The sequence below is a fragment of the Pseudomonas sp. SL4(2022) genome (assembly GCF_026625725.1).
In the GTDB taxonomy this organism is placed as follows: Bacteria; Pseudomonadota; Gammaproteobacteria; order Pseudomonadales; family Pseudomonadaceae; genus Aquipseudomonas.
On sequence record NZ_CP113060.1, the window covers coordinates 2,854,449 to 2,875,339 of the forward strand.

The 20,891-nt window shown below is 60.0% G+C and carries 17 protein-coding genes; 11 read left to right on the top strand and 6 right to left on the bottom strand.

Features of this window, described 5'->3' with window-relative positions:
* The 7 genes from ispG (at nucleotide 1) to OU997_RS13450 (ending at nucleotide 7,894) form a co-directional block, all read left to right on the top strand.
* Nucleotides 1-1,119, top strand: a complete 1,119-nt coding sequence (gene ispG / locus OU997_RS13420; RefSeq protein WP_267807037.1) for a flavodoxin-dependent (E)-4-hydroxy-3-methylbut-2-enyl-diphosphate synthase — start codon at nucleotides 1-3, stop codon at nucleotides 1,117-1,119.
* A 9-nt stretch (nucleotides 1,120-1,128) separates the two neighbouring features.
* The gene (gene hisS / locus OU997_RS13425; protein WP_108488432.1) at nucleotides 1,129-2,418 is read left to right on the top strand and encodes a histidine--tRNA ligase; all 1,290 of its coding nucleotides are present in this window, start codon (nucleotides 1,129-1,131) and stop codon (nucleotides 2,416-2,418) included.
* 100 nt (nucleotides 2,419-2,518) lie between these two features.
* A complete protein-coding gene (locus tag OU997_RS13430) occupies nucleotides 2,519-3,100 on the top strand; it encodes a tetratricopeptide repeat protein (protein ID WP_267809907.1) in 582 nt (193 codons plus the stop codon).
* A complete protein-coding gene (bamB, locus tag OU997_RS13435) occupies nucleotides 3,093-4,244 on the top strand; it encodes an outer membrane protein assembly factor BamB (protein ID WP_267809909.1) in 1,152 nt (383 codons plus the stop codon). Before OU997_RS13430 ends, bamB begins: the two co-directional genes overlap by 8 nt.
* 126 nt (nucleotides 4,245-4,370) lie before the next feature.
* The gene (der, locus tag OU997_RS13440; RefSeq protein ID WP_267807038.1) at nucleotides 4,371-5,843 is read left to right on the top strand and encodes a ribosome biogenesis GTPase Der; all 1,473 of its coding nucleotides are present in this window, start codon (nucleotides 4,371-4,373) and stop codon (nucleotides 5,841-5,843) included.
* A 120-nt stretch (nucleotides 5,844-5,963) separates the two neighbouring features.
* Nucleotides 5,964-7,112, top strand: coding sequence for a pyridoxal phosphate-dependent aminotransferase (locus tag OU997_RS13445; RefSeq protein WP_267807039.1), 1,149 nt, complete (start codon nucleotides 5,964-5,966; stop codon nucleotides 7,110-7,112).
* On the top strand, nucleotides 7,100-7,894 hold the full coding sequence (locus tag OU997_RS13450) for an amidohydrolase (protein WP_267807040.1): 795 nt from the start codon (nucleotides 7,100-7,102) through the stop codon (nucleotides 7,892-7,894). The genes OU997_RS13445 and OU997_RS13450 overlap by 13 nt, the downstream gene beginning before the upstream one ends.
* A 10-nt stretch (nucleotides 7,895-7,904) precedes the next feature.
* Here the strand turns inward: OU997_RS13450 and OU997_RS13455 are convergent, their stop codons facing one another.
* Both OU997_RS13455 and OU997_RS13460 read right to left on the bottom strand, forming a co-directional pair.
* Nucleotides 7,905-8,660: a substrate-binding periplasmic protein gene (locus OU997_RS13455; protein ID WP_218276601.1), complete on the bottom strand. Its 756-nt coding sequence runs from the start codon at nucleotides 8,658-8,660 to the stop codon at nucleotides 7,905-7,907.
* A gap of 85 nt (nucleotides 8,661-8,745) precedes the next feature.
* Nucleotides 8,746-9,120 (bottom strand): MerR family DNA-binding protein, encoded by a 375-nt coding sequence (locus OU997_RS13460; RefSeq protein WP_108488438.1) that lies wholly within the window; start codon nucleotides 9,118-9,120, stop codon nucleotides 8,746-8,748.
* 76 nt (nucleotides 9,121-9,196) lie between these two features.
* Between OU997_RS13460 and OU997_RS13465 the strand changes: the two genes are divergently transcribed.
* Nucleotides 9,197-10,264 (top strand): SDR family oxidoreductase, encoded by a 1,068-nt coding sequence (locus OU997_RS13465; RefSeq protein WP_267807041.1) that lies wholly within the window; start codon nucleotides 9,197-9,199, stop codon nucleotides 10,262-10,264.
* 15 nt (nucleotides 10,265-10,279) lie between these two features.
* Here OU997_RS13465 and leuA read toward each other — a convergent pair whose 3' ends face one another.
* The 4 genes from leuA to xseA form a co-directional block, all read right to left on the bottom strand.
* On the bottom strand, nucleotides 10,280-11,950 hold the full coding sequence (gene leuA / locus OU997_RS13470; protein WP_267807042.1) for a 2-isopropylmalate synthase: 1,671 nt from the start codon (nucleotides 11,948-11,950) through the stop codon (nucleotides 10,280-10,282).
* A gap of 288 nt (nucleotides 11,951-12,238) precedes the next feature.
* Nucleotides 12,239-13,915 (bottom strand): flagellinolysin, encoded by a 1,677-nt coding sequence (locus OU997_RS13475; protein ID WP_108486670.1) that lies wholly within the window; start codon nucleotides 13,913-13,915, stop codon nucleotides 12,239-12,241.
* A gap of 105 nt (nucleotides 13,916-14,020) precedes the next feature.
* Complete coding sequence (locus OU997_RS13480; protein WP_267807045.1) at nucleotides 14,021-14,845, bottom strand: peptidoglycan DD-metalloendopeptidase family protein; 825 nt, start codon at nucleotides 14,843-14,845, stop codon at nucleotides 14,021-14,023.
* 50 nt (nucleotides 14,846-14,895) lie between these two features.
* Nucleotides 14,896-16,275: an exodeoxyribonuclease VII large subunit gene (xseA, locus tag OU997_RS13485; RefSeq protein WP_267807047.1), complete on the bottom strand. Its 1,380-nt coding sequence runs from the start codon at nucleotides 16,273-16,275 to the stop codon at nucleotides 14,896-14,898.
* A gap of 106 nt (nucleotides 16,276-16,381) precedes the next feature.
* Between xseA and OU997_RS13490 the strand changes: the two genes are divergently transcribed.
* The 3 genes from OU997_RS13490 to guaA all read left to right on the top strand — a co-directional run bounded on the left by OU997_RS13490 (nucleotide 16,382) and on the right by guaA (nucleotide 20,328).
* Nucleotides 16,382-16,933, top strand: coding sequence for a sugar ABC transporter ATPase (locus OU997_RS13490; RefSeq protein WP_267807048.1), 552 nt, complete (start codon nucleotides 16,382-16,384; stop codon nucleotides 16,931-16,933).
* A 117-nt stretch (nucleotides 16,934-17,050) separates the two neighbouring features.
* Nucleotides 17,051-18,520: an IMP dehydrogenase gene (gene guaB, locus OU997_RS13495; RefSeq protein ID WP_108486673.1), complete on the top strand. Its 1,470-nt coding sequence runs from the start codon at nucleotides 17,051-17,053 to the stop codon at nucleotides 18,518-18,520.
* Between the two features lie 227 nt (nucleotides 18,521-18,747).
* The gene (gene guaA / locus OU997_RS13500) at nucleotides 18,748-20,328 is read left to right on the top strand and encodes a glutamine-hydrolyzing GMP synthase (RefSeq protein WP_267807049.1); all 1,581 of its coding nucleotides are present in this window, start codon (nucleotides 18,748-18,750) and stop codon (nucleotides 20,326-20,328) included.
* Nucleotides 20,329-20,891: the final 563 nt, after the last annotated feature.

Here is a 20,891-nt window from a genome sequence, read left to right on the forward strand (position 1 = left end):
ATGCATTGCGAATCACCAATCAAACGGCGTCTGTCGCGCAAGATCTGGGTTGGCGCGGTGCCGGTCGGTGGGGATGCACCCATCGCCGTGCAGAGCATGACCAATAGCGATACCAATGATGTGGCCGCCACCGTGGCGCAGATTCGTCGCCTGGAAGATGCCGGCGCCGATATCGTTCGGGTTTCCGTGCCGGACATGGACGCTGCTGAGGCGTTTGGCCGGATCAAGCAGCAGGTGCGTGTGCCGCTGGTGGCGGATATCCACTTCGACTATCAGATCGCCCTGCGTGTGGCTGAGCTGGGTGTCGACTGTCTGCGCATCAATCCGGGCAATATCGGTCGTGAAGACCGCGTCCGTGCTGTGGTTGAAGCCGCGCGCGACAAGGGCATTCCAATCCGTATCGGCGTTAACGCCGGCTCGCTGGAAAAGGATTTGCAGAAGAAGTATGGCGAGCCGACGCCAGCGGCGCTGGTTGAATCTGCCTTGCGCCATGTCGAGCACCTCGATCGGCTGAATTTTCCGGACTTCAAAGTCAGCGTGAAGGCATCTGACGTCTTCATGGCTGTTGAGGCCTATCGCTTGCTGGCCAAGCAGATTGAGCAGCCGCTGCACTTGGGCATCACCGAGGCCGGAGGCCTGCGTTCGGGCACTGTGAAATCGGCGGTTGGGCTGGGCATGCTGCTGGCTGAGGGCATCGGCGACACCATTCGCATCTCCCTGGCCGCTGATCCGGTGGAAGAGATCAAGGTCGGCTACGACATCCTCAAGTCCTTGCGTCTGCGTTCCCGTGGCATCAACTTCATCGCCTGCCCAAGCTGCTCACGGCAGAACTTCGACGTGGTGAAAACCATGAACGAGCTGGAGCAGCGTGTCGAAGACCTGCTCGTTCCGCTGGATGTGGCGGTCATCGGCTGTGTCGTCAACGGCCCAGGCGAAGCCAAGGAAGCCCATATCGGCCTGACTGGTGGTTCGCCTAACTTGATCTATATCGATGGCAAGCCGGCGCACAAGCTGGGTAATGACAACCTGGTCGATGAGCTGGAAAAGCTGATCCGCCAGAAGGCAGCCGACAAGGTTGCTGCTGACGCCGCGGTTATCGTGCGCAGCCAAGACAGCTAAGGAATTGAAGTGAGCAAGCCCCTGCAAGCCATTCGTGGCATGAACGATATCCTGCCCGAGCAGACCCCGCTTTGGCGTTATTTTGAAGGTACCGTCGCCAGTCTGTTGGACGGTTACGGCTATCGGCAAATTCGTATGCCGATCGTCGAGTTCACCGAGCTGTTCAAGCGCTCCATTGGTGAAGTCACCGACATCGTCGAAAAAGAGATGTACACCTTCGACGATCGCAATGGCGACTCCCTGACGCTGCGCCCGGAAGGCACTGCAGCCTGCGTGCGTGCCGTGCTCGAACACGGCTTGTCCGGTGGCGGCCAGTCGCAGAAGCTTTGGTACATCGGACCGATGTTCCGTCATGAGCGTCCGCAGAAAGGTCGTTACCGCCAGTTTCATCAGATCGGTGTGGAGGTCTTCAATATTGAAGGTCCGGATATCGACGCCGAGCTGATCGCCCTGACCTGGCGCCTGTGGGGCCTGTTGGGGATCCGTGATGCGGTCAAGCTTGAACTCAACAGTCTGGGCACCAGTGCCGCGCGTGCCGTTTATCGCGATGCGCTGGTCGAGTTTCTGACGGCCCATGCCGATCAGCTGGATGAAGACAGTCGTCGCCGCATGAACACCAATCCGCTGCGCGTGCTCGACAGTAAGGTCCCAGAAACGCAAGCGCTGTTGGTCAATGCGCCGAAGCTGGCGGATTACCTGGACGAAGAGTCGCGCGGGCATTTCGAGGGGCTGAAAACCCGCCTGGATGCAGCGGGCGTGCCTTATGTGATTAACCCCAAGCTGGTGCGCGGCCTGGATTACTACAGCAAGACCGTATTCGAGTGGGTGACCGATCAGTTGGGTTCCCAGGGCACGGTGTGTGCAGGTGGGCGCTACGATGGCCTGGTTGAGCAGATGGGTGGCAAGCCGACGCCTGGTGTTGGGTTTGCTATGGGCATCGAACGTTTGGTGCTGTTGCTGGAAACTCTAGGTAAAGTACCGGCTGAAATCGGCCGTACTGTCGATGTTTACCTGTGTGCCTTCGGCGAGCCGGCTGAATTGGCTGCGTTGGCTTTGAGTGAGCGTCTGCGTGATCAGCTACCTAGTCTGCGACTGCAGGTGAATGCCGGTGCGGGTAGCTTCAAGAGTCAGTTCAAAAAGGCCGACAAGAGTGGTGCACTGTATGCATTGATCTTGGGTGAAGACGAATTGGCCCAGCAAGTGGTAGGTTGCAAGCCGCTGCGCGGTCAGGGCGAGCAGCAAAGTATTGCCTGGTCGGCGTTGGCCGATCATCTGGCGACCTGCGCCAATCAGGCCTGAGCGCCTGTTAAGTGATTTAGCGAATAGGAGTGTTGGGGTGGTTTCGCGTACTGATGATGAAGAACTGGCAGTAATCAAGGACTGGTGGCAGCGCAATGGCATGCCATTGCTGACCGGTGTCGTGCTGGCCCTGGTGGTGGTATTCGGCTGGCAGGGCTGGCAGAAGTACCAGAGCAACCAGTCCTACGGTGCCTCGCTGGTGTATCAGCAACTGCTGGAAGCGGCTCTGGACCCGAGCGGCAAGCCGGATGCCGGTAAAGTGGCTGAGCTGGCCAACACCCTGAAGAATGATTACTCCGGCAGCCATTACGCCCAATACGGCCGCTTGTTTGTGGCCAAGGTGGCGGTCGAGGCTGGCAAACTGGACGACGCTGCCAGCGAGTTGCAGGCGATTGTCGACAACCCGGCGGATGACAGTTTGGGCGAGTTGGCGCGTCAGCGCCTGGCGCGTGTACTGGCGGCCCAGGACAAGGCTGAAGACGCCCTGAAACTGCTGGATGCCAAAGTCGCTCCGGCTTTTGCGGCCAGCCGTGAAGAACTCAAAGGTGATCTGCTGGTGCAACTCGGCCGTGCCGACGATGCGTACGCCGCCTACGAAAAAGCCAAGGCTGCACTCTCTGAGGATGCGGCTGTCGGTGGTCTGCAAATGAAGCTGGATGATCTGGCAAAAGGGGATGCGTGACGTGATGCGCTGGAAGAATGCCGCACTGCTGGCCCTGGCCGTTCTGGCCGTAGGTTGCAGCAGCAATAGCAAGAAGGAACTGCCGCCGGCCGATCTTCCCAAGTTCGAGGAAGAGGTGCGCCTGCAGAAGGAATGGAGCCGTTCCATTGGCGAAGGCCAGGGCGAGACCTTCAACATGCTGGTGCCAGCGATTGATGGTGAGAAGATCTACGCCGCCGACGTCGAAGGTCTGGTGGTCGCTATGGATCGCATGACCGGCAAGGTCATCTGGAAAGCTGATCTGGAATTGCCGGTTTCCGGCGCTGTTGCTGCCGGCTATGGCTTGGTGGTGGTGGGAACGCTGAAAGGCGAAATTATCGCCCTCGACAGCGGCTCCGGTGAAGAGAAGTGGCGTGCCCGTGTGACCAGCGAAGTGCTGGCGGCGCCTGCACTGAATGGCGACGTGGTACTGGTGCAGACCCAGGATGACCGCCTGATCGCCCTTGACATCAGCACGGGCGCTCAGCGCTGGATCTTTGAGAACACTCCAGCCGTGCTGACCTTGCGCGGCACTGGCAGCCCGGTACTGACCAACCGTCTGGCGGTAGCCGGCCTGTCTACCGGCAAGGTGATTGCCCTTGATGCGCAGCGCGGTATCCCGGTTTGGGAGCAGCGCGTGGCAGTTCCACAAGGTCGCTCCGAACTGGATCGTGTGGTGGACATCGACGGTGGCTTGCTGCTCTCGGCTGGCACACTTTACGCCGTCAGCTACCAGGGCCGCGTTGCCGCGCTGGATCTGGAAAGTGGCCGTATCCTCTGGCAGCGTGAAGCGTCCAGCTCAGTCGGTGTGGCCCAGGGTTATGGCAGTGTTTATGTAAGCCTGGCCAGCGGTACCGTTGAAGGTATTGACGAACGTTCGGCTTCGGCACTGTGGAGCAATGATGCGCTGGCGCGTCGCCAGCTGTCGGCGCCGGAAGTGTTCTCCAGCTATATCGCCTTCGGCGATCTGGAAGGCTATCTGCATCTGGTCAGCCAGGTTGATGGTCGATTCGTCGGTCGTATCCGCATCGACAGTGACGGCCTGCGTGCCCGTCCGCTGGTGGTGGGCGACTGGCTGTATGCCTTTGGTAACGGCGGTGACCTGGTGGCACTGACCATCAAGTAATGCTGCGCTGAGCGTTGGCGATGCTGCACAACACCTAAGGTGCGCAGCATCGCCTGCGCAATGAATTCCGGCCGCTGCCCCTGCAGCGGCTTTTGTATTTTCTGAAATAACGAAGTGGAGAGCCTAATGGTTCCCGTAATTGCCCTGGTGGGCCGCCCGAACGTCGGCAAGTCCACACTGTTTAACCGCTTGACCAAGTCCCGTGACGCGATTGTCGGCGACCTGTCTGGTCTGACCCGTGATCGCCAGTACGGCGAGGCCAAGTGGCAGGGGCGAACCTATATCGTCATCGACACCGGGGGTATTTCCGGTGACGAAGAAGGCATTGATGCGAAGATGGCCGAGCAGTCGCTGCAGGCGATTGAAGAAGCCGATGCTGTGCTGTTTCTGGTGGATGCTCGCGCCGGTCTTTCGGCCTCCGATCAGATGATCGGCGAGCACCTGCGCCGCCGTAACAAACGCAGCTTTCTGGTGATCAACAAGGTCGATAACCTCGATACTGATCTGGCGCGCGCCGAATTTGCCAGCATGGCCATGGGCGAGTCCCTGCCGATTGCCGGTGCGCATGGACGTGGCATCACCCAGATGCTCGAAGCCGTGCTGGGTTCCTTCCCCAAGGATGCCGCAGAGCCGGAAGAGGGCGAGGAAGAAGAAGTTGTGCTCGAAGGTCAGGAAGCCAAGCGCATTCCCGGTCCGAGTGAAAAGGACGGCATCAAGCTGGCGATCATCGGCCGCCCCAATGTCGGTAAATCGACGCTGGTCAACCGGATGCTCGGCGAAGAGCGGGTCATCGTGTATGACCAAGCCGGCACCACCCGCGACAGCATCTACATCCCGTTCGAGCGCGATGACGAGAAGTACACCCTGATCGACACCGCGGGCGTGCGTCGCCGCGGCAAGATCTTCGAGGCGGTGGAAAAGTTCTCGGTGGTGAAAACCCTGCAGGCGATCCAGGACTCCAACGTCGTGGTATTCGTCATGGACGCCCGCGAAGGTGTGGTCGACCATGACCTCAACCTGCTGGGCTTTGTGCTGGAAAGCGGCCGTGCCCTGGTGATTGCCCTGAACAAATGGGACGGTATGGAGCCCAGCGAGCGCGATTACGTGAAGACCGAGTTGCAACGGCGGCTGTTCTTCGTCGACTTTGCCGATATCCACTTTATCTCGGCGCTGCATGGCACCGGTGTGGGTAACCTGTACAAGTCGGTGCAAGCCTCGTTCAAGTCGGCGATCACCCGCTGGCCAACCAACCGCCTGACCCAGATTCTGGAAGACGCCGTCAGCGATCACGCGCCACCCATGGTCAATAACCGCCGCATCAAGCTGCGCTACGCCCACTTGGGGGGGGCCAACCCGCCGCTGATCGTGATCCACGGCAATCAGGTCGATGCGGTGCCCAAGTCCTATATCCGCTATCTGGAAAACACCTATCGCCGCGTGCTCAAGCTGGTTGGTACGCCGATCCGCATCGAGTTCAAAGGGGGGGAGAACCCCTATGAGGGCAACAAGAACACCCTCACGGATCGTCAGGTGAATAAGAAGCGACGCCTGATGAGCCACCATAAGAAGGCCGAGAAGAAGCGCAAAGACAAGCGCTAAGCTTGGGCTGAAACGCTCTATAAAGGCACCTGCGGGTGCCTTTTGCGTCTCTGGGGGATCGGCTATTCTGCCGCATCACTAGCGCTCAAGCTCGGCGCTTGGCCCAGGAATATTGCCTCGATGATTATCAGCAAACTGCCGAACGTCGGCACCACCATCTTTACCCGCATGTCGCAGCTCGCCGTGGAAACCGGCGCGCTCAACCTGTCCCAGGGCTTCCCCGATTTCGATGGGCCGCAGGCCTTGCGTGATGCGGTCGGTCGGCATATTGCTGCTGGGCATAACCAGTACGCGCCGATGACTGGCTTACCAGCGCTGCGCGAGCAGGTGGCGGTGAAGATTGCCCGCAGTTATGGGCGTATGGTCAGCGCCGATGGTGAAGTCACCATAGTTCCTGGCGCTACCCAAGGCATCTTCTGCGCTATCCAGGCGTTGATTCAGCCGGGTGACGAAGTCATCGTCTTCGACCCCAGCTACGACAGTTATGAGCCCTCGGTGGAGCTGGCCGGCGGACGCTGTGTGCATGTGCCGCTGGCCTTGCCGGATTTCGCTATCGATTGGCAACGCCTGCAGGACGCGCTCAGCGACAAGACGCGTCTGATCATCCTCAATAGCCCGCACAACCCTAGCGGTGCGCTGATCTCCCGCGCCGAGCTGGACCAGCTGGCTGCCTTGATTCGTGGGCGCGATATCTACCTGATCAGCGACGAGGTCTACGAGCATCTGGTATTCGACGGCGTTCAGCACGCTAGCGTGCTGGCCCACGAAGAGCTGTATCAGCGTGCCTTTGTGGTCAGCTCCTTTGGCAAAACCTACCACGTCACTGGCTGGAAGACCGGCTATGTCGTGGCGCCGCCGGCCTTGAGCGCCGAACTGCGCAAGGTGCATCAGTACGTCAGCTTCTGTGGCGTGACGCCGCTGCAGTGGGCGTTGGCCGACTATATGGCCGTGCACCCCGAGCATGTCGAGGAGCTACCTGCGTTCTACCAGGCCAAACGCGATCTGTTCTGCGACCTGCTGGCCTGCTCGCGCTTTACCTTCACCCGCGCCGCTGGTACCTATTTCCAGTTGGTCGATTACTCGGCCATTCGCAACGATCTGGATGATGTGGCTATGGCCGAATGGCTGACCCGCGAGCATGGCGTGGCGGCGATTCCGGTATCGGTGTTCTACCAGACACCACCTGAGGATCTGACCCTGGTGCGTTTCTGCTTTGCCAAGCGTGAAGAAACCCTGCGCCAGGCGGCGGATAAACTATGCGCGATCTAAGCCTGTTGCCCGACCTCGAACTGGCGCTGATTCAGACCACCCTCGTCTGGCAGGACCCTGCGGCCAATCGCGCGCACTTTGAATCACTGCTGGTGCAGGCATGTGGTGCGGACCTGGTCGTGTTGCCGGAGATGTTCAGCACCGGCTTTTCCATGGATTCGGCTGCCCTGGCCGAGCCGGAGGATGGCCCCACCAGCCAGTGGCTGCGTGAGCAGGCTCAGGCGCTGCAGGCTGTCGTCACCGGCAGCCTGATTATCCAGTCTGTTGATGGCTCTTACCGCAACCGCCTGCTCTGGGCCTGTCCGGATGGCTCTGTGGCGCACTATGACAAGCGCCATCTGTTCCGCATGGCCGGCGAGCATAAGCATTACCGCGCGGGTGAGCAGCAGGTGTTGCTGGAGGTCAAGGGGTGGCAGGTACGCCCGCTGATCTGCTACGACCTGCGCTTCCCGGTGTGGAGTCGCGATCCACAGACCACCGATCTGCTGCTCTACACCGCCAACTGGCCAGCCGCGCGGCGCAATCATTGGAACCGCCTGTTGCCGGCGCGGGCCATCGAAAACCTCTGTTACGTGGCGGCAGTAAACCGCATCGGCGAGGACGGCAATGGCCACACCTACAGTGGCGATAGTCAGGTGCTGGATTTTCAGGGTGAGCCGTTGCTGGAGCCAGGGGCGGCAGATGGCGTGTTTAGGGTGGCCCTCAATGCCTCGGAATTGTCCGCTTACCGGGAGCGTTTCCCTGCATATCGCGATGCGGATGCGTTTGATTTGGCTGACTGATGGGCAGCAATCACTGTTTTAGGTAGTGGTCGTAGATCGCCTGGTAGCGCCCGCTGGCCTTGAGTTGGGCGAGGCCGGCATTGAAGTCGTCGCGGATCTGCGGGTCGCGAAATATCGGCCGGTAGTTCTGCGGGTCTTCCTCGACAAATTGGTGCATGGCGATGGATTTTGCCTTAAATAGAGAGGTACGTTCGAGCAGCAATTCGAAGTAGCGATAGATGCTGCGGTCACTCAGTACCAGATCGTAGCGGCCCTTGTTCAGCCCCAAGACCTGCAGTTCCTGGTTGTTTTGTTCGAAGTACAACCCATCCTTCTGGCTCTCGGCCAGCCATTCGGGGTAGCGCTGGGCTGCTCCCTGGAAGGCCACTACGCTGAGCCCCTTGATGTCCTCGGGCTTCTGGATGTTCAAGCGTCGGCTTTGCAGGCTGACAAACACGTTGGCATATATGACGGCCGGGTTGCCATAGTGACCACCGATTGCAGCCAGACCCTGTCCCAGGTCGGTCATGGCCGCATCCACTTCACCTTTGCGAAACGCCAGTGGCACGCGAGCCAGGGGAAAGTAGCGGGGTTGCAGTGTATGGCCGCGAAACGCCAGGGCTTCGCCAATCACCTCCAGTTCGATACCACTGTCGCTTTCCGGAAAACAGAACGGTGGGATTTTTTCACCGAAGGCCATGACCACCGTGTCCGCCAGGCTATTTGCGCTGCAGGCGAGCAACAGTGGCACGGTGAGGGTGCACATCCAGTGTGTCACTGAGCGCATGTTCAGGGGCTCCTGTAATCCATTACGTCAGTGTAGTTATCGCTTGTTCGCTTGCCGTGCACTTGGTCTGAATAGCCAGGTTGATTTAGCCCGCGGCAGTGGGTTTCTGTTCGGCGGCGCTGGCTTCGAGGCGCAGTTGCTCGCTGCGGAGAAAAGCCCCCAACTGCTGCAGATCAGCAATTTTCTGCTCCACCTCGGCCAGTTTACGGCTGACCAGGGCTGCACCCTGGGCGCAGTCGAGTTGTTGCTCGCGCCGTGCGCGAAGGATGTCGCCAATCTCACCGAGGGAGAAACCCATGCTCTGCGCCTGCTGGATAAAACCCAGGTCATGCAGCGTCTGCAGGCTGTATTCGCGGTAGTTGTTGTCGCGGCGCAGGGCGCTGATCAGCCCCAGGCTTTCGTAATAACGCAGGGTGTGGCGGCTGGCCCCGCTGCGTTTTTCCAGTTCACCAATGCGCATGCAAATCCCGCTTGACTGTAGAGTGTGCTCGACAGTTTAGCCTGCTTGAGTCATCAACGACTCAGGAGGATTGCCGATGAATCAGTCATGTTTTGTCACCGGCGGCAGTGGTTTTATCGGCCAGCATCTGCTGGCGTTACTCACCCACAGGGGCCATCCGGTCAGTGTGTTGATGCGTCGACCGCACAGCCTGCCAGCCTTGCGCGAGCAGATCGAACAATTGGGCGGACGGGGCGACCTGCTAACGGCGGTTGCCGGTGATCTGGGCTTGCCAGGTCTGGGGCTGGATGCCGCTGCCCGTGAGCAGGTGCGTCAGGCCGCTGTGGTGTTTCACCTGGGCGTACAGTTCGCCTGGGGGCTGTCATTGGCGCAGGCGCGTCAGGTCAATGTCGAGGGCGCGATCCAGGTGGCTGAGTTGGCGGCGCAACAGGGCAGTCGTCTGCTGATGGTGGGCGGCTTTATGTTGGCCAATCATGCGCATTTGCAGCGTATAGGCGTGGATCTGCAGCATCCCGAGCGCACAAACTGGGATCGCCTCTATCGTCGCTCTGGGGCTTATGAAGGCAGCAAGCTGGAGGCGCACTTTCGTGTGCGCGCCCGTATGGCTGAGCTGCAGGTGCCGCTGACGTTGGTGCACCCGGCCACCGTCTGTGGCCATAGTCGTAGCGGGCATATCTTGCCGGCGCAGCCGTTGGCAGGCTTGATCGACAATCTGGCCGCTGGCCGGCTTGGGGCGATTCCCGGTTCGGCAGCGCACTGGCTGCCCTTGGTTAGCGTGGATTTTCTCGCCGAGTTGCTGGTGGCTGCGGCCTTTGATGAGCAGCAGATCGGGCAGGAGATCCTCGCCTTGGATGCCGCGACGCCAAATCTGCAGGGCATGCTGCAGCAATTGGCTCACGCGCTGAGTGTGCGGGCGCCGAGCCGGCATCTGCCTATACCGTTGCTGCGGGGGGTGTTGAAGCTTCCGGGTGTGCCGGGCCTGCTGCATACCGATGTTGAGTCGCTGGATTTTATCCAGACCACTCGCTTCGATACCGCTGCGACTCAGGCCCTGGCACGGCGCCATCAGCTGCACTGGCCGGATATCGGCCAGGCGTTGCAGGCGACGGCGCGTTACCTGGTACGCACGCCTTCAGTAGCCTGACGGCATGCACTGCTATTAGGCGGCCTGTTCGGCGGCTTGGCCGATCGCCCGGTTCAGCGCGCTGAACAGCGCGCGGAAGCTCGCGGTGGTGAGGTTTTCATCGATGCCCACGCCATGCAGCGCGCGGCCGCCGTTGACGCGCAGTTCGATATAGGCCGCCGCTTTGGCATTGGTGCCGGCACCGATGGCGTGCTCGCTGTAGTCCATGATTTCCACGTCCACCGGCAGGCCGGCGACCAAGGCTTCCAGCGGGCCCTTGCCGATTCCGCGCCAGTGCTGGGTTTCCCCAGCATTGACGACTTCGACATCAACCGCGCTGGTGCCGTTTTCTTCTTGCAGGCGATGGCCTTTCAGCGCATACGGCGCTGTGGCCTGTAGGTACTCGGTTTCCAGCAGTTGGTAGATCTGTGCGGCAGTCATTTCCAGGCCGAGGCGGTCGGTTTCCTTCTGCACCACCTGACTGAACTCGATCTGCATGCGGCGCGGCAGGTTGATGCCGTATTCCTGTTCGAGCAGGAAGGTGATACCGCCCTTGCCGGACTGGCTGTTGACGCGGATCACCGCCTCGTAATCGCGGCCGATATCGGCCGGGTCGATCGGCAGGTACGGCACTTCCCATACCGCGTCGGCCTGCTGCTGAGCGAAGCCTTTGCGGATCGCATCCTGGTGCGAGCCGGAAAAGGCGGTGTGCACCAGGTCGCCGACATACGGATGGCGTGGATGCACCGGGATTTGGTTGCAGTCCTCGACCACCTTGCGCACCGCGTCGATGTCGGAGAAGTCCAGTTCAGGGTCAACGCCCTGGGTGTAGAGGTTCAGCGCCAGGGTCACCAGGCAAACGTTGCCGGTACGCTCGCCGTTGCCGAACAGGCAGCCTTCCACGCGGTCAGCCCCGGCCATGACGGCCAGCTCAGAGGCGGCGACGCCGGTGCCACGGTCATTGTGGGTGTGCACGCTGATCAGCACGCTGTCACGGCGCTCGACATGACGACCGAACCACTCGATCTGGTCGGCGTAGTTGTTCGGTGTGGCGCACTCGATGGTCGCTGGCAGGTTGAGGATCAGCTTGTTTGCCGGGGTCGGCTGGAACACGCCAATCACCGCGTTGCACACCTCGACGGCGAAGTCGATTTCAGTGCTGCTGAACACTTCCGGCGAGTACTCGAAGCCCCACTGGGTTTCCGGTGCTGAGTCGGCCAAGCGCTTGATGGTTTTGCCGGCCGCTATGGCGATGGCTTTGACGCCGGCCTTGTCCTGGTTGAAGACGATCTTGCGGAAGCTCGGCGCGCAGGCGTTGTAGTAGTGAACGATGGCCTTCTTTGCGCCTTTCAGCGACTCGAAGGTGCGCTCGATAAGGTCGTCACGGGCCTGGGTCAGCACCTGAATGGTCACGTCATCAGGGATATGCCCGCCTTCGATCAGCTCGCGCACAAAGTCAAAGTCCGTCTGCGAGGCGGACGGGAAACCCACCTCGATTTCCTTCAGACCCACCGCCAGCAGGCACTTGAAGAAGCGCATCTTCTTTTCAGCGTCCATGGGCTCGATCAGCGACTGGTTACCGTCGCGCAGGTCGGTCGACAGCCAGATCGGCGCCTTGTCGATGATCTGGTCCGGCCAGGTGCGGTCCGGGATGCGGATTGGGGTGAACGGCCGGTATTTGCTGGACGGGTCTTTGAGCATGCTCATGGTGTTGATCCTTGTGCGCGGCTGCAAGCGGCGAGCCGGGCTAAAACTGAGAAAATAGGGCTGGGCGTATGCTTGAACATTCAGCCACGCAGTCGCTGGCTCACCAGGCAGAGGTTGGCATGTTGGCGCAGCAAGATAAGGGTGTGATGGGGACTCATAGCGCCAACCCTAAACTTTGAGGTGAAAGCTGGCAAGCAATAGCTAGAAAACGCTATTTTGGTGCGCGCATGCAAGGATTTATGATTTTTTTTGCGGTTTTTTACGTTGCAGCGGTGTTTTATTGCGGGGCTATCCCAGTAGGCTGAGAACGGCCTGGGGGCGCTGGTTGGCTTGGGCCAGCACACTCTGGGCTGCCTGTTGAATGATCTGGCGGGAAACCAGATTGGAGGTTTCTACAGCAAAATCGGTATCGAGAATGCGCGAACGGCTAGCTGCCGAGTTTTCAGAGATACTTTGCAGGTTGCTGATGGTGCTCTCCAGGCGATTTTGCAGGGCACCCATATAGCCGCGCTGGCGGTCGATATAGGCCAGTGCATCATCGATGTCCATGACCGCCAGCCCAGGGGTCTTGTTCAGGTCTACGCGGCTGAGGGCCAGTGCGTCGGCGCTGAAGGAGCTGAAGCCGAATTGGATCGTTTCGTAAGCCTGGGCGCCAATCTGGAGCTGGGTCAGGGCGTTACCCCCTACACCGTTGGCGTTGAACAGGGTGGGTTCCACCAGGCTGAACCCGAGTGAGCCGGGCCGTCCGGCGCCCTGGTTGGGCAGCACGTTTTCAGCAGTCAGTTCTTTGCCACCGTCGGCATCAAGGCCACCAATTGCACCGGTATCGGCATTGGTCAGATTAAGTCCAGCCACATAGGCGGCTGCATCCGCATTGAACTGCGTGCTGAAGTCCGCCAGGCTGGCGAATGCGCCCTTGCTGGCATTGGTCAGGGCTTGGTCCAGCGTGGAGCCGCTGTTCTTTTGCAGGTAGCCCATGATGTCTTTGATGCCTTTGCCGCCAGCGGCCTTGATCTCGTCATGCATGTAGCGTACGGCGGCATAACCGCCGGAGTAGCCGGCTGAGCCGCTGACATCATCGGCGTTGAAGGCGGTCAGTATCGCTGCTGTATTGGTGCCGCCGGTGGTATCAGCTGACAAGCGCTCATCGGCACCTTGTACCGCTTCGGCGGTGCCCTCGATGAACCAGCTGGGCAATCCGGCAAAGTTCATTGTGCGACCCATGACGGCGTGGGCCATTTCGTGGGCAATCACCCGGTCGGTGTACTGCGGTGTGCTGCCACCGTTGGGCAAGGTGGCGGCATCAAAATAGGCCAGGTTGACATTGAGCACCTGGTTAAAGATTTTCCCGCCCGCGCCAGAGGTGCCCGACACTGAGGCCAGGGCTTGGCTGGACGGATCATCAGTGAACGTGATCTCCAATTCGGCGCCATCGGCAGTCAGGCCAAATGCATCAAGTACGCGCTGTTCACCTTCACCGATCCAGAAGCCCCTCAGAGAGTTGAGTACGGCGCGTTGATCGAGGTCGCCGAGTACCGAAAACGTCCCCTGGTCAAAGATTTTCCGACCGGCAAAGGTGGTGGTTTCGTTGACGCGGCTGATTTCCTGCAGCAGTTGCTGGGCTTCCTGGTCGAGTGCGGTGCGGTCGCTGGCGCCATTGGAGCCATTCATGGCTTGCAAGCCAAGCGAGCGAATACGCTGCAGGGCGTCGGTGACGCTTTGCAAAGCGCCTTCCGCTACCTGCAGCAGCGATATGCCGTCGTTGGCGTTGCGCGTGGCCACGTTCAGCCCCCGCACTTGCGAGGTCAGACGGTTGGAGATTTGCAGCCCGGCGGCATCATCCTTGGCGCTGTTAATGCGCTGTCCGGTGGACAGGCGCTGCAGCGAAGTACCGAGGGCCGTGCTGTTGCTCTCCAGTTGGCGACGCGTGAACGACGACGAGATGTTGGTATTGACCGTCAGCATCGGCGTGCGTATCCACTCGGCCGAGCGGAAGGCCCGGCGTCACATAGCGAATCGGCACTCTGTGTATTTACTTGAAATGTTTTTCAGGGGTTAGCCGACCAGTGGTCATGGCTTGAAGGCGCCGATAAAGATCGCTGGATCGACGCGTGCATCATTGAGGCTGACATTCCAGTGCAAATGCGGTCCGGTGGCGCGGCCGGTGGCGCCGACTTTGCCGAGCACGCCGCCGCGTGGCAGCTCATCGCCGACCTTCACGCCGATGGTCGAGAGGTGGCAGAACATGCTGATCAGGCCCTGGCCGTGGTCGACAAACACCGTCTTGCCATTAAAGAAATAGTCACCAGTCAGGATCACCGTGCCAGCGGCCGGAGCCTTGATCGGTGTGCCGCTATTGGCGGCGAAGTCCAGCCCGGAGTGAGGATTACGCTCCTCGCCGTTGAAAAAACGGCGCAGGCCGAAGGGGCTCGACAGCGGCCCGTTGACCGGTCTGTCGAACAGCAGGTTGCTCGGCTGGCGCGCGCTGAACTGCTGATAGGCGCGGGTCTGCTCGGCCAGTTCGCGCTCGATGCGCGCAAGGTTCTTGGCGTTCGGGTTGACCTGCTGCTGGTTCTTGATAGTGATGCGTTGCTCGACGTAGTGCTTGCTGCCGACCCGGAAGCTCAGCGTCTGGCTGCCGTTGACGCTGATCTGCTGGCTACCCGGTTTGATGCTCAGCGGTATGCCGACGATGGCGATCCAGCGCTGCTGATCCTCATGAATGACCAGCACGGGCTTGTTCTGATAGCGCACGCTGGGGGCGCTGGCTGCTGGCCCTAGATCGACTACTGCCACCCCGCCCGGCACCGGCTTATTCAGCAGCCGGCTGATAAAGCCTTCGGCGTGCAAGGGCAGGGCGAGGCAGAGCAGGGTGATAAGTGTGAACAGGCGCATTGAATATCCGTAGGGTGGGTAACGCGAAGCGTATCCACCTGCAATAAAGGTCAATCGAGCAGCGATAAGGTAACCGGCTGCACATGGTTGTCTTCGACCCGCACATCCAGCTCGCCGTTGCCCAGGCGCGCCTTCAGGCGTTGCCCGGGGCAGGTGTCGGCAGCGTTGCGGATGGCACGGCCGCGCTCATCCAGCAGGATGCTGTAACCGCGGCCGAGGGTGGCCAGTGGGCTGACCGCGTGCAGCGTCTGCACCTGGCTATGCAAATGCAGGCGGCGTGCCTTGAGGCCTTCACGCATGCTGCGTTGCAGACGCTCGGCCAGGGCCTGCAGGCGTTGATCCAGTAGCTTGAGATTGCGCTCCGGGTGCAGGCTGAGCAGGCGGGTTTGCAGGTGATTCAACCGTTCGCGGCGACTGTTGAGTTGTCGTTCGAAGGCGCGGCCGAGGCGCATCTCCAAGTCATCGATACACTGGGCATGCTGGCGCAGGCGCTCGCCGGGATGGCGCAAGCGCCGCTGCAAACCGTCTAGGCGCATGCGTTCGCGCTCCAGCCGATGTTGCATGTGCAGGTTCAGGCGACGTTTGAGATTGTGCAGGCGCTGCACCAGTTCACTGCTGTCGGGGGCCAGCAGTTCAGCGGCAGCCGAAGGCGTGGGGGCGCGCACGTCGGCAACGAAATCGGCGATGGATACGTCGGTCTCATGGCCCACGGCGCTGACGATTGGGGTGTTACAGGCAGCAATCGCGCGGGCCACCGGTTCTTCGTTAAAGCACCAGAGGTCTTCCAGCGAGCCGCCGCCACGGGCCAGGATCAGCGCATCAAAGCCTTTTGCATCGGCGATACCGAGGGCGCGAACAATCTGTGCGGTGGCCTCGCGGCCCTGTACTGCGGTGGGAATCAGAGTCAGTTCGACCAGCGGCGCACGGCGGCGGAATACGCTGATGATGTCGCGGATCACCGCGCCAGTCGGTGAGCTGATGATGCCGATGCGTTTCGGATGAGCCGGTAGGGCGACTTTGCCCTCGGCAGCAAACAATCCTTCGGCGTTGAGTTTTGCCTTCAAGGCCTCGAAGGCAAGGCGCAGCGCGCCATCGCCGGCGGGTTCGACGGCATCGAGAATCAGCTGGTAGTCACCGCGCCCCTCGAATAGTGAAACCTTACCGCGCACCTTGACTGCCAAGCCATCGCGCAGTGCCTGGCGCACCTTGGCCGCATTCTGCCGGAACAGCGCACAGCGCACCTGGGCCTGGCTATCTTTAAGGGTGAAATAAATGTGCCCGGACGCTGGCTTGGCCAGGTTGGAAATTTCCCCCTCGACCCAGATGCCGCCGAAAACATCTTCCAGCAGCAGGCGTGCGCGATTGTTCAGTTGACTGACGCTGAGCACCTCGCGGTCGAGGTTCAGGCGTTGGAACGGGTCTTTAATCATGGGGTGGCATAGTAAAGGCTTTACCCGATCGGCCATAGTGGATTGGCCTTGACCCTTTGCGTGTGGCCATTAAGCTGCGCGCCTTCAACGCAAACCGAGTTTTTATATGAGTGAGCAGCAGGCCATCATCGTGCCGCAGATTTCCAGCTTTCCCGGTCATGAGGCGCGGGCGCGGTTGATTGTGCGCTGGCTGGTCAAGCAGAACATCATCGAGGAGCAACTGAGCACTTGCGGTCGGACCTTCAAGTGCATGGGCTATGGGATTGCCGAAGGCGCGCGGTGGGTGGTCGAGCGGCCCGAGCTGCTGCCGTTTGGGCAGGCGGTGCATGGCCTGGAGATCATCTACAAGCGCTGCATCTATACCCCGACGTTAGGTTTTCTTGAGGAGGCGGGTTGTCCTGAGTGCCGGCGCGAAGTGGGCGAAAGGTTGTTCGACAGCCTGGAAGAGTGGATGCCGGGGTATACCGATAATTTCATCTGCCCGCTGTGTGGCCATGAAGACGACATCAACGGTTTTCTGTTTCTCCAGTCCTGCGGCTTTTCCAACCTGGGTTTTATCTTTAACAACTGGGCGGATGCAGGCTTCAAACAGGGCTTTCTGGACGAGTTTGCGGCGCGCCTGGGGCATCCGATCTCGCTGGTGCGGGTCGATTTGTAGAACAAGGTGGCCGGCTGGCAAAGCGTCCAGCTGACCAGTCGATACTTTGCGTTGAGTGCAGGGGGGCGTCTGAGTATAATGGCGCGCTTCCTATTTTCCCGTCTGGGAGCCCCCGCCATGCTGCGTATCAGTCAAGAAGCTCTTACCTTCGACGACGTTCTACTTATTCCAGGTTATTCCGAAGTTCTGCCGAAGGATGTCAGCCTCAAAACGCGCCTGACCCGCGGCATCGAACTGCATATTCCATTGCTCTCTGCTGCTATGGACACCGTGACTGAAGCCCGTCTGGCGATTGCCATGGCTCAGGAAGGCGGCATCGGCATCATCCACAAGAACATGACACCCGAGCAGCAGGCTGCCGAAGTACGCAAGGTCAAGCGTTACGAGTCTGGTGTGGTGAAAGATCCGATCACCATCGAGGCTGACGCGACTGTGGGCGACCTGTTCGACCTGACTCGTCAAAACAACATCTCCGGTGTGCCGGTGCTGCACCACGGTGATCTGGTCGGTATCGTCACCAGCCGTGACGTGCGTTTCGAAACCAACATGGGTGCCAAGGTGCGCGATGTGATGACGCCGAAAGAGCGTCTGGTCACGGTCAAAGAAGGCGAAGACACCCAGGTGGTGCGCAAACTGCTGCACAAACACCGTATTGAACGTGTGCTGATCGTCGACGATCAATTCCGTCTCAAGGGCATGATGACCGTCAATGACATCGAGAAGGCCAAGGCCTACCCGCTGGCGAGCAAGGACGACCAGGGTCGTTTGCGCGTCGGCGCGGCGGTCGGTACCGGTGCCGATACCGAAGATCGCGTGGCTGCGCTGGTGCATGCCGGCGTTGACGTGATCATCGTCGACACCGCGCACGGCCACTCCAAAGGCGTGATCGACCGCGTGCGTTGGGTCAAGCAGAACTTCCCGGACGTGCAGGTGATCGGTGGCAACATCGCCACCGGCGAAGCCGCCAAGGCTCTGGCTGAAGCCGGTGCTGATGCGGTCAAGGTCGGTATTGGCCCAGGCTCGATCTGCACCACCCGTATCGTGGCTGGTGTCGGTGTGCCGCAAATCTCTGCCGTGGCCAACGTGGCTGCTGCACTGGCGGGTACTGGCGTACCGCTGATCGCCGATGGCGGCATCCGCTTTTCCGGTGACCTGTCCAAAGCCATTGTGGCCGGCGCATCCGCCGTGATGATCGGTTCCATGCTGGCCGGTACCGAAGAGGCACCGGGCGAGGTCGAGTTGTTCCAGGGACGCTCCTACAAAGCCTACCGCGGCATGGGCTCGCTGGGTGCCATGGCGCAAGCGCAAGGCTCTTCCGACCGTTACTTCCAAGATTCTTCGGCCGGTGCCGAGAAGCTGGTGCCGGAAGGTATCGAGGGCCGTGTGCCTTACAAGGGGGCGATGGGGGCCATCGTTCACCAGTTGATGGGCGGCCTGCGTGCCTCCATGGGCTACACCGGTTGCGCGACCATTGAAGAAATGCGCAGCAAGCCGGAGTTCGTGCGCATCACTGGTGCTGGCATGGCCGAGTCGCATGTGCACGATGTACAGATCACCAAAGAGGCCCCGAACTACCGCGTGGGCTGAAAAATCGCCGGATCGCTGCTGCGCTTGCTCATGCGGTGTTGGAAAGCAGCTCGCAATGCTCATTGGCTCCAGCCAACTGCGCTTGCTCGCTACTTTCCGCCTTGCCTGAGCTGCGCTCGCGACGCGAATCCAACGATTTTTAATACTGTTGAATACACGGGGCTGCTGCTGTTGAGAACGATGGGGCAGCCCCGCGTCATTTGTGAATTCCGCTACGAGAGACGGCCATGGCTCATCAAGACATCCACGCTCACCGCATTCTGATTCTGGACTTCGGCTCCCAGTACACCCAGCTGATCGCCCGGCGTGTGCGCGAAATCGGTGTGTACTGCGAACTGCACCCGTTTGACATGAGCGACGATGACATTCGCGCCTTCGCTCCGCGCGGCATCATTCTTGCCGGTGGGCCGGAGTCGGTGCATGAGGCGGGTAGCCCACGTGCGCCGCAAGCGGTGTTTGACCTCGGTGTACCGGTTTTCGGTATCTGCTACGGCATGCAAACCATGGCCGAACAGTTGGGCGGCAAGGTGCAAGGGTCGGACGTGCGTGAGTTTGGCTACGCCCGTGTTGATGTGGTTGGCAAAGGCCGCCTGCTGGCCGGCATTGAAGACCACGTTGATGTGGACGGTGTATTGGGTCTGGATGTGTGGATGAGCCACGGTGATAAAGTCACGGCCATGCCGCAGGGCTTTAGTGTGCTTGCCAGCACGCCCAGTTGCCCGATCGCTGCCATGAGCGACGATGCGCGCGGCTACTACGGCGTGCAGTTCCACCCGGAAGTGACACACACCAAGCAGGGTGGTCGTATCCTCTCGCGCTTCGTGCTGGAAATCGCCGGTTGCGAAGCCCTGTGGACGCCGTCGAACATCGTTGACGACGCCATTGCTCAGGTTCGCGCTCAGGTGGGCAGTGCCAACGTGCTGCTCGGTTTGTCCGGTGGCGTGGATTCCTCGGTGGTCGCCGCATTGCTGCACAAGGCCATTGGCGATCAGCTGACTTGCGTGTTCGTCGACAACGGCCTTTTGCGCCTTCACGAAGGTGAGCAAGTGATGGCCATGTTCGCTGAGAACATGGGCGTCAAAGTGATTCGCGCCAACGCTGAGGAACAGTTCCTTGGCAACCTGGCCGGTGAGTCCGATCCGGAGAAAAAGCGCAAAATCATCGGCCGCACCTTTATTGATGTGTTCGATGCCGAGGCCAGCAAGCTGGATAACATTCAGTTCCTCGCCCAAGGCACCATTTACCCGGACGTGATCGAGTCGGCTGGCGCGAAAAGCGGCAAGGCCCACGTGATCAAGAGCCACCACAACGTCGGTGGCCTGCCTGAGGAAATGAACCTCAAGCTGGTCGAGCCATTGCGTGAGCTGTTCAAAGACGAAGTGCGCAAGATCGGCCTGGAGCTGGGCTTGCCATTCGACATGGTGTATCGCCATCCCTTCCCCGGCCCGGGCCTGGGCGTGCGCATCCTCGGTGAAGTGAAAAAGGAATACGCCGACCTGCTGCGTCGTGCGGATCACATTTTCATCGAAGAGCTGCGCAAGGCCGACTGGTACCACAAAACCAGCCAAGCCTTTGTGGTGTTCCAACCGGTGAAATCGGTCGGCGTGGTTGGTGATGGCCGTCGTTACGCCTGGGTTGTGGCCCTGCGTGCGGTGGAAACCGTGGACTTTATGACCGCACGTTGGGCGCACCTGCCTTACGAGCTGCTGGAAACCGTCAGCGGTCGCATCATCAATGAGATCGAAGGCATCTCCCGCGTCACCTATGACGTATCGAGCAAGCCGCCAGCCACCATCGAGTGGGAGTGATCTCGCGTCCGGCATAGGCCGGCATGATCTCGCAAAAAGTACCCTGAAACCCGCGTAATTGCGGGTTTTTGGCTTTTTTGGGGGCAGATGGCGTTCTGCATCGCCAGGCGCGGTGTTTAATGTGGCGTGGTAGTGACTGCATCCGATGTCATGCATACGCTCAATACCGTGTCCCTTGCCTCAGGAAACTTCGGTGATTTTCCCATAGTGGCTCCAGTTCTAAAAAGTTGGAGTGTCCGTGATGCCAGAGGTGATTCAACCCGGTTTATTCGCTGCACGTCAGATAGCCTCATTTAACTTTTCTGTCGGCCTTGGTGTGCCCCAATACCTTGATAGCAGTTTTGTTAAGCTCTAATCCATTTTTAAGTAACTTGTTGAGGTAATGAGTGGCGGCTTGAGGGTGTGGGTTGGGTCGAGTTTTTGGTTAAGTCTTTTGGAAGGTTGAGCTCTATTATGTCGGGTATCGCAAATGGCAAGCCTACGATAGGCTGGCGGAATGCAGTGGTTTTCGTATTCTTGATGCGTTTGGATTGTTAACGACTTTAACAATCCAGTGCGATCTT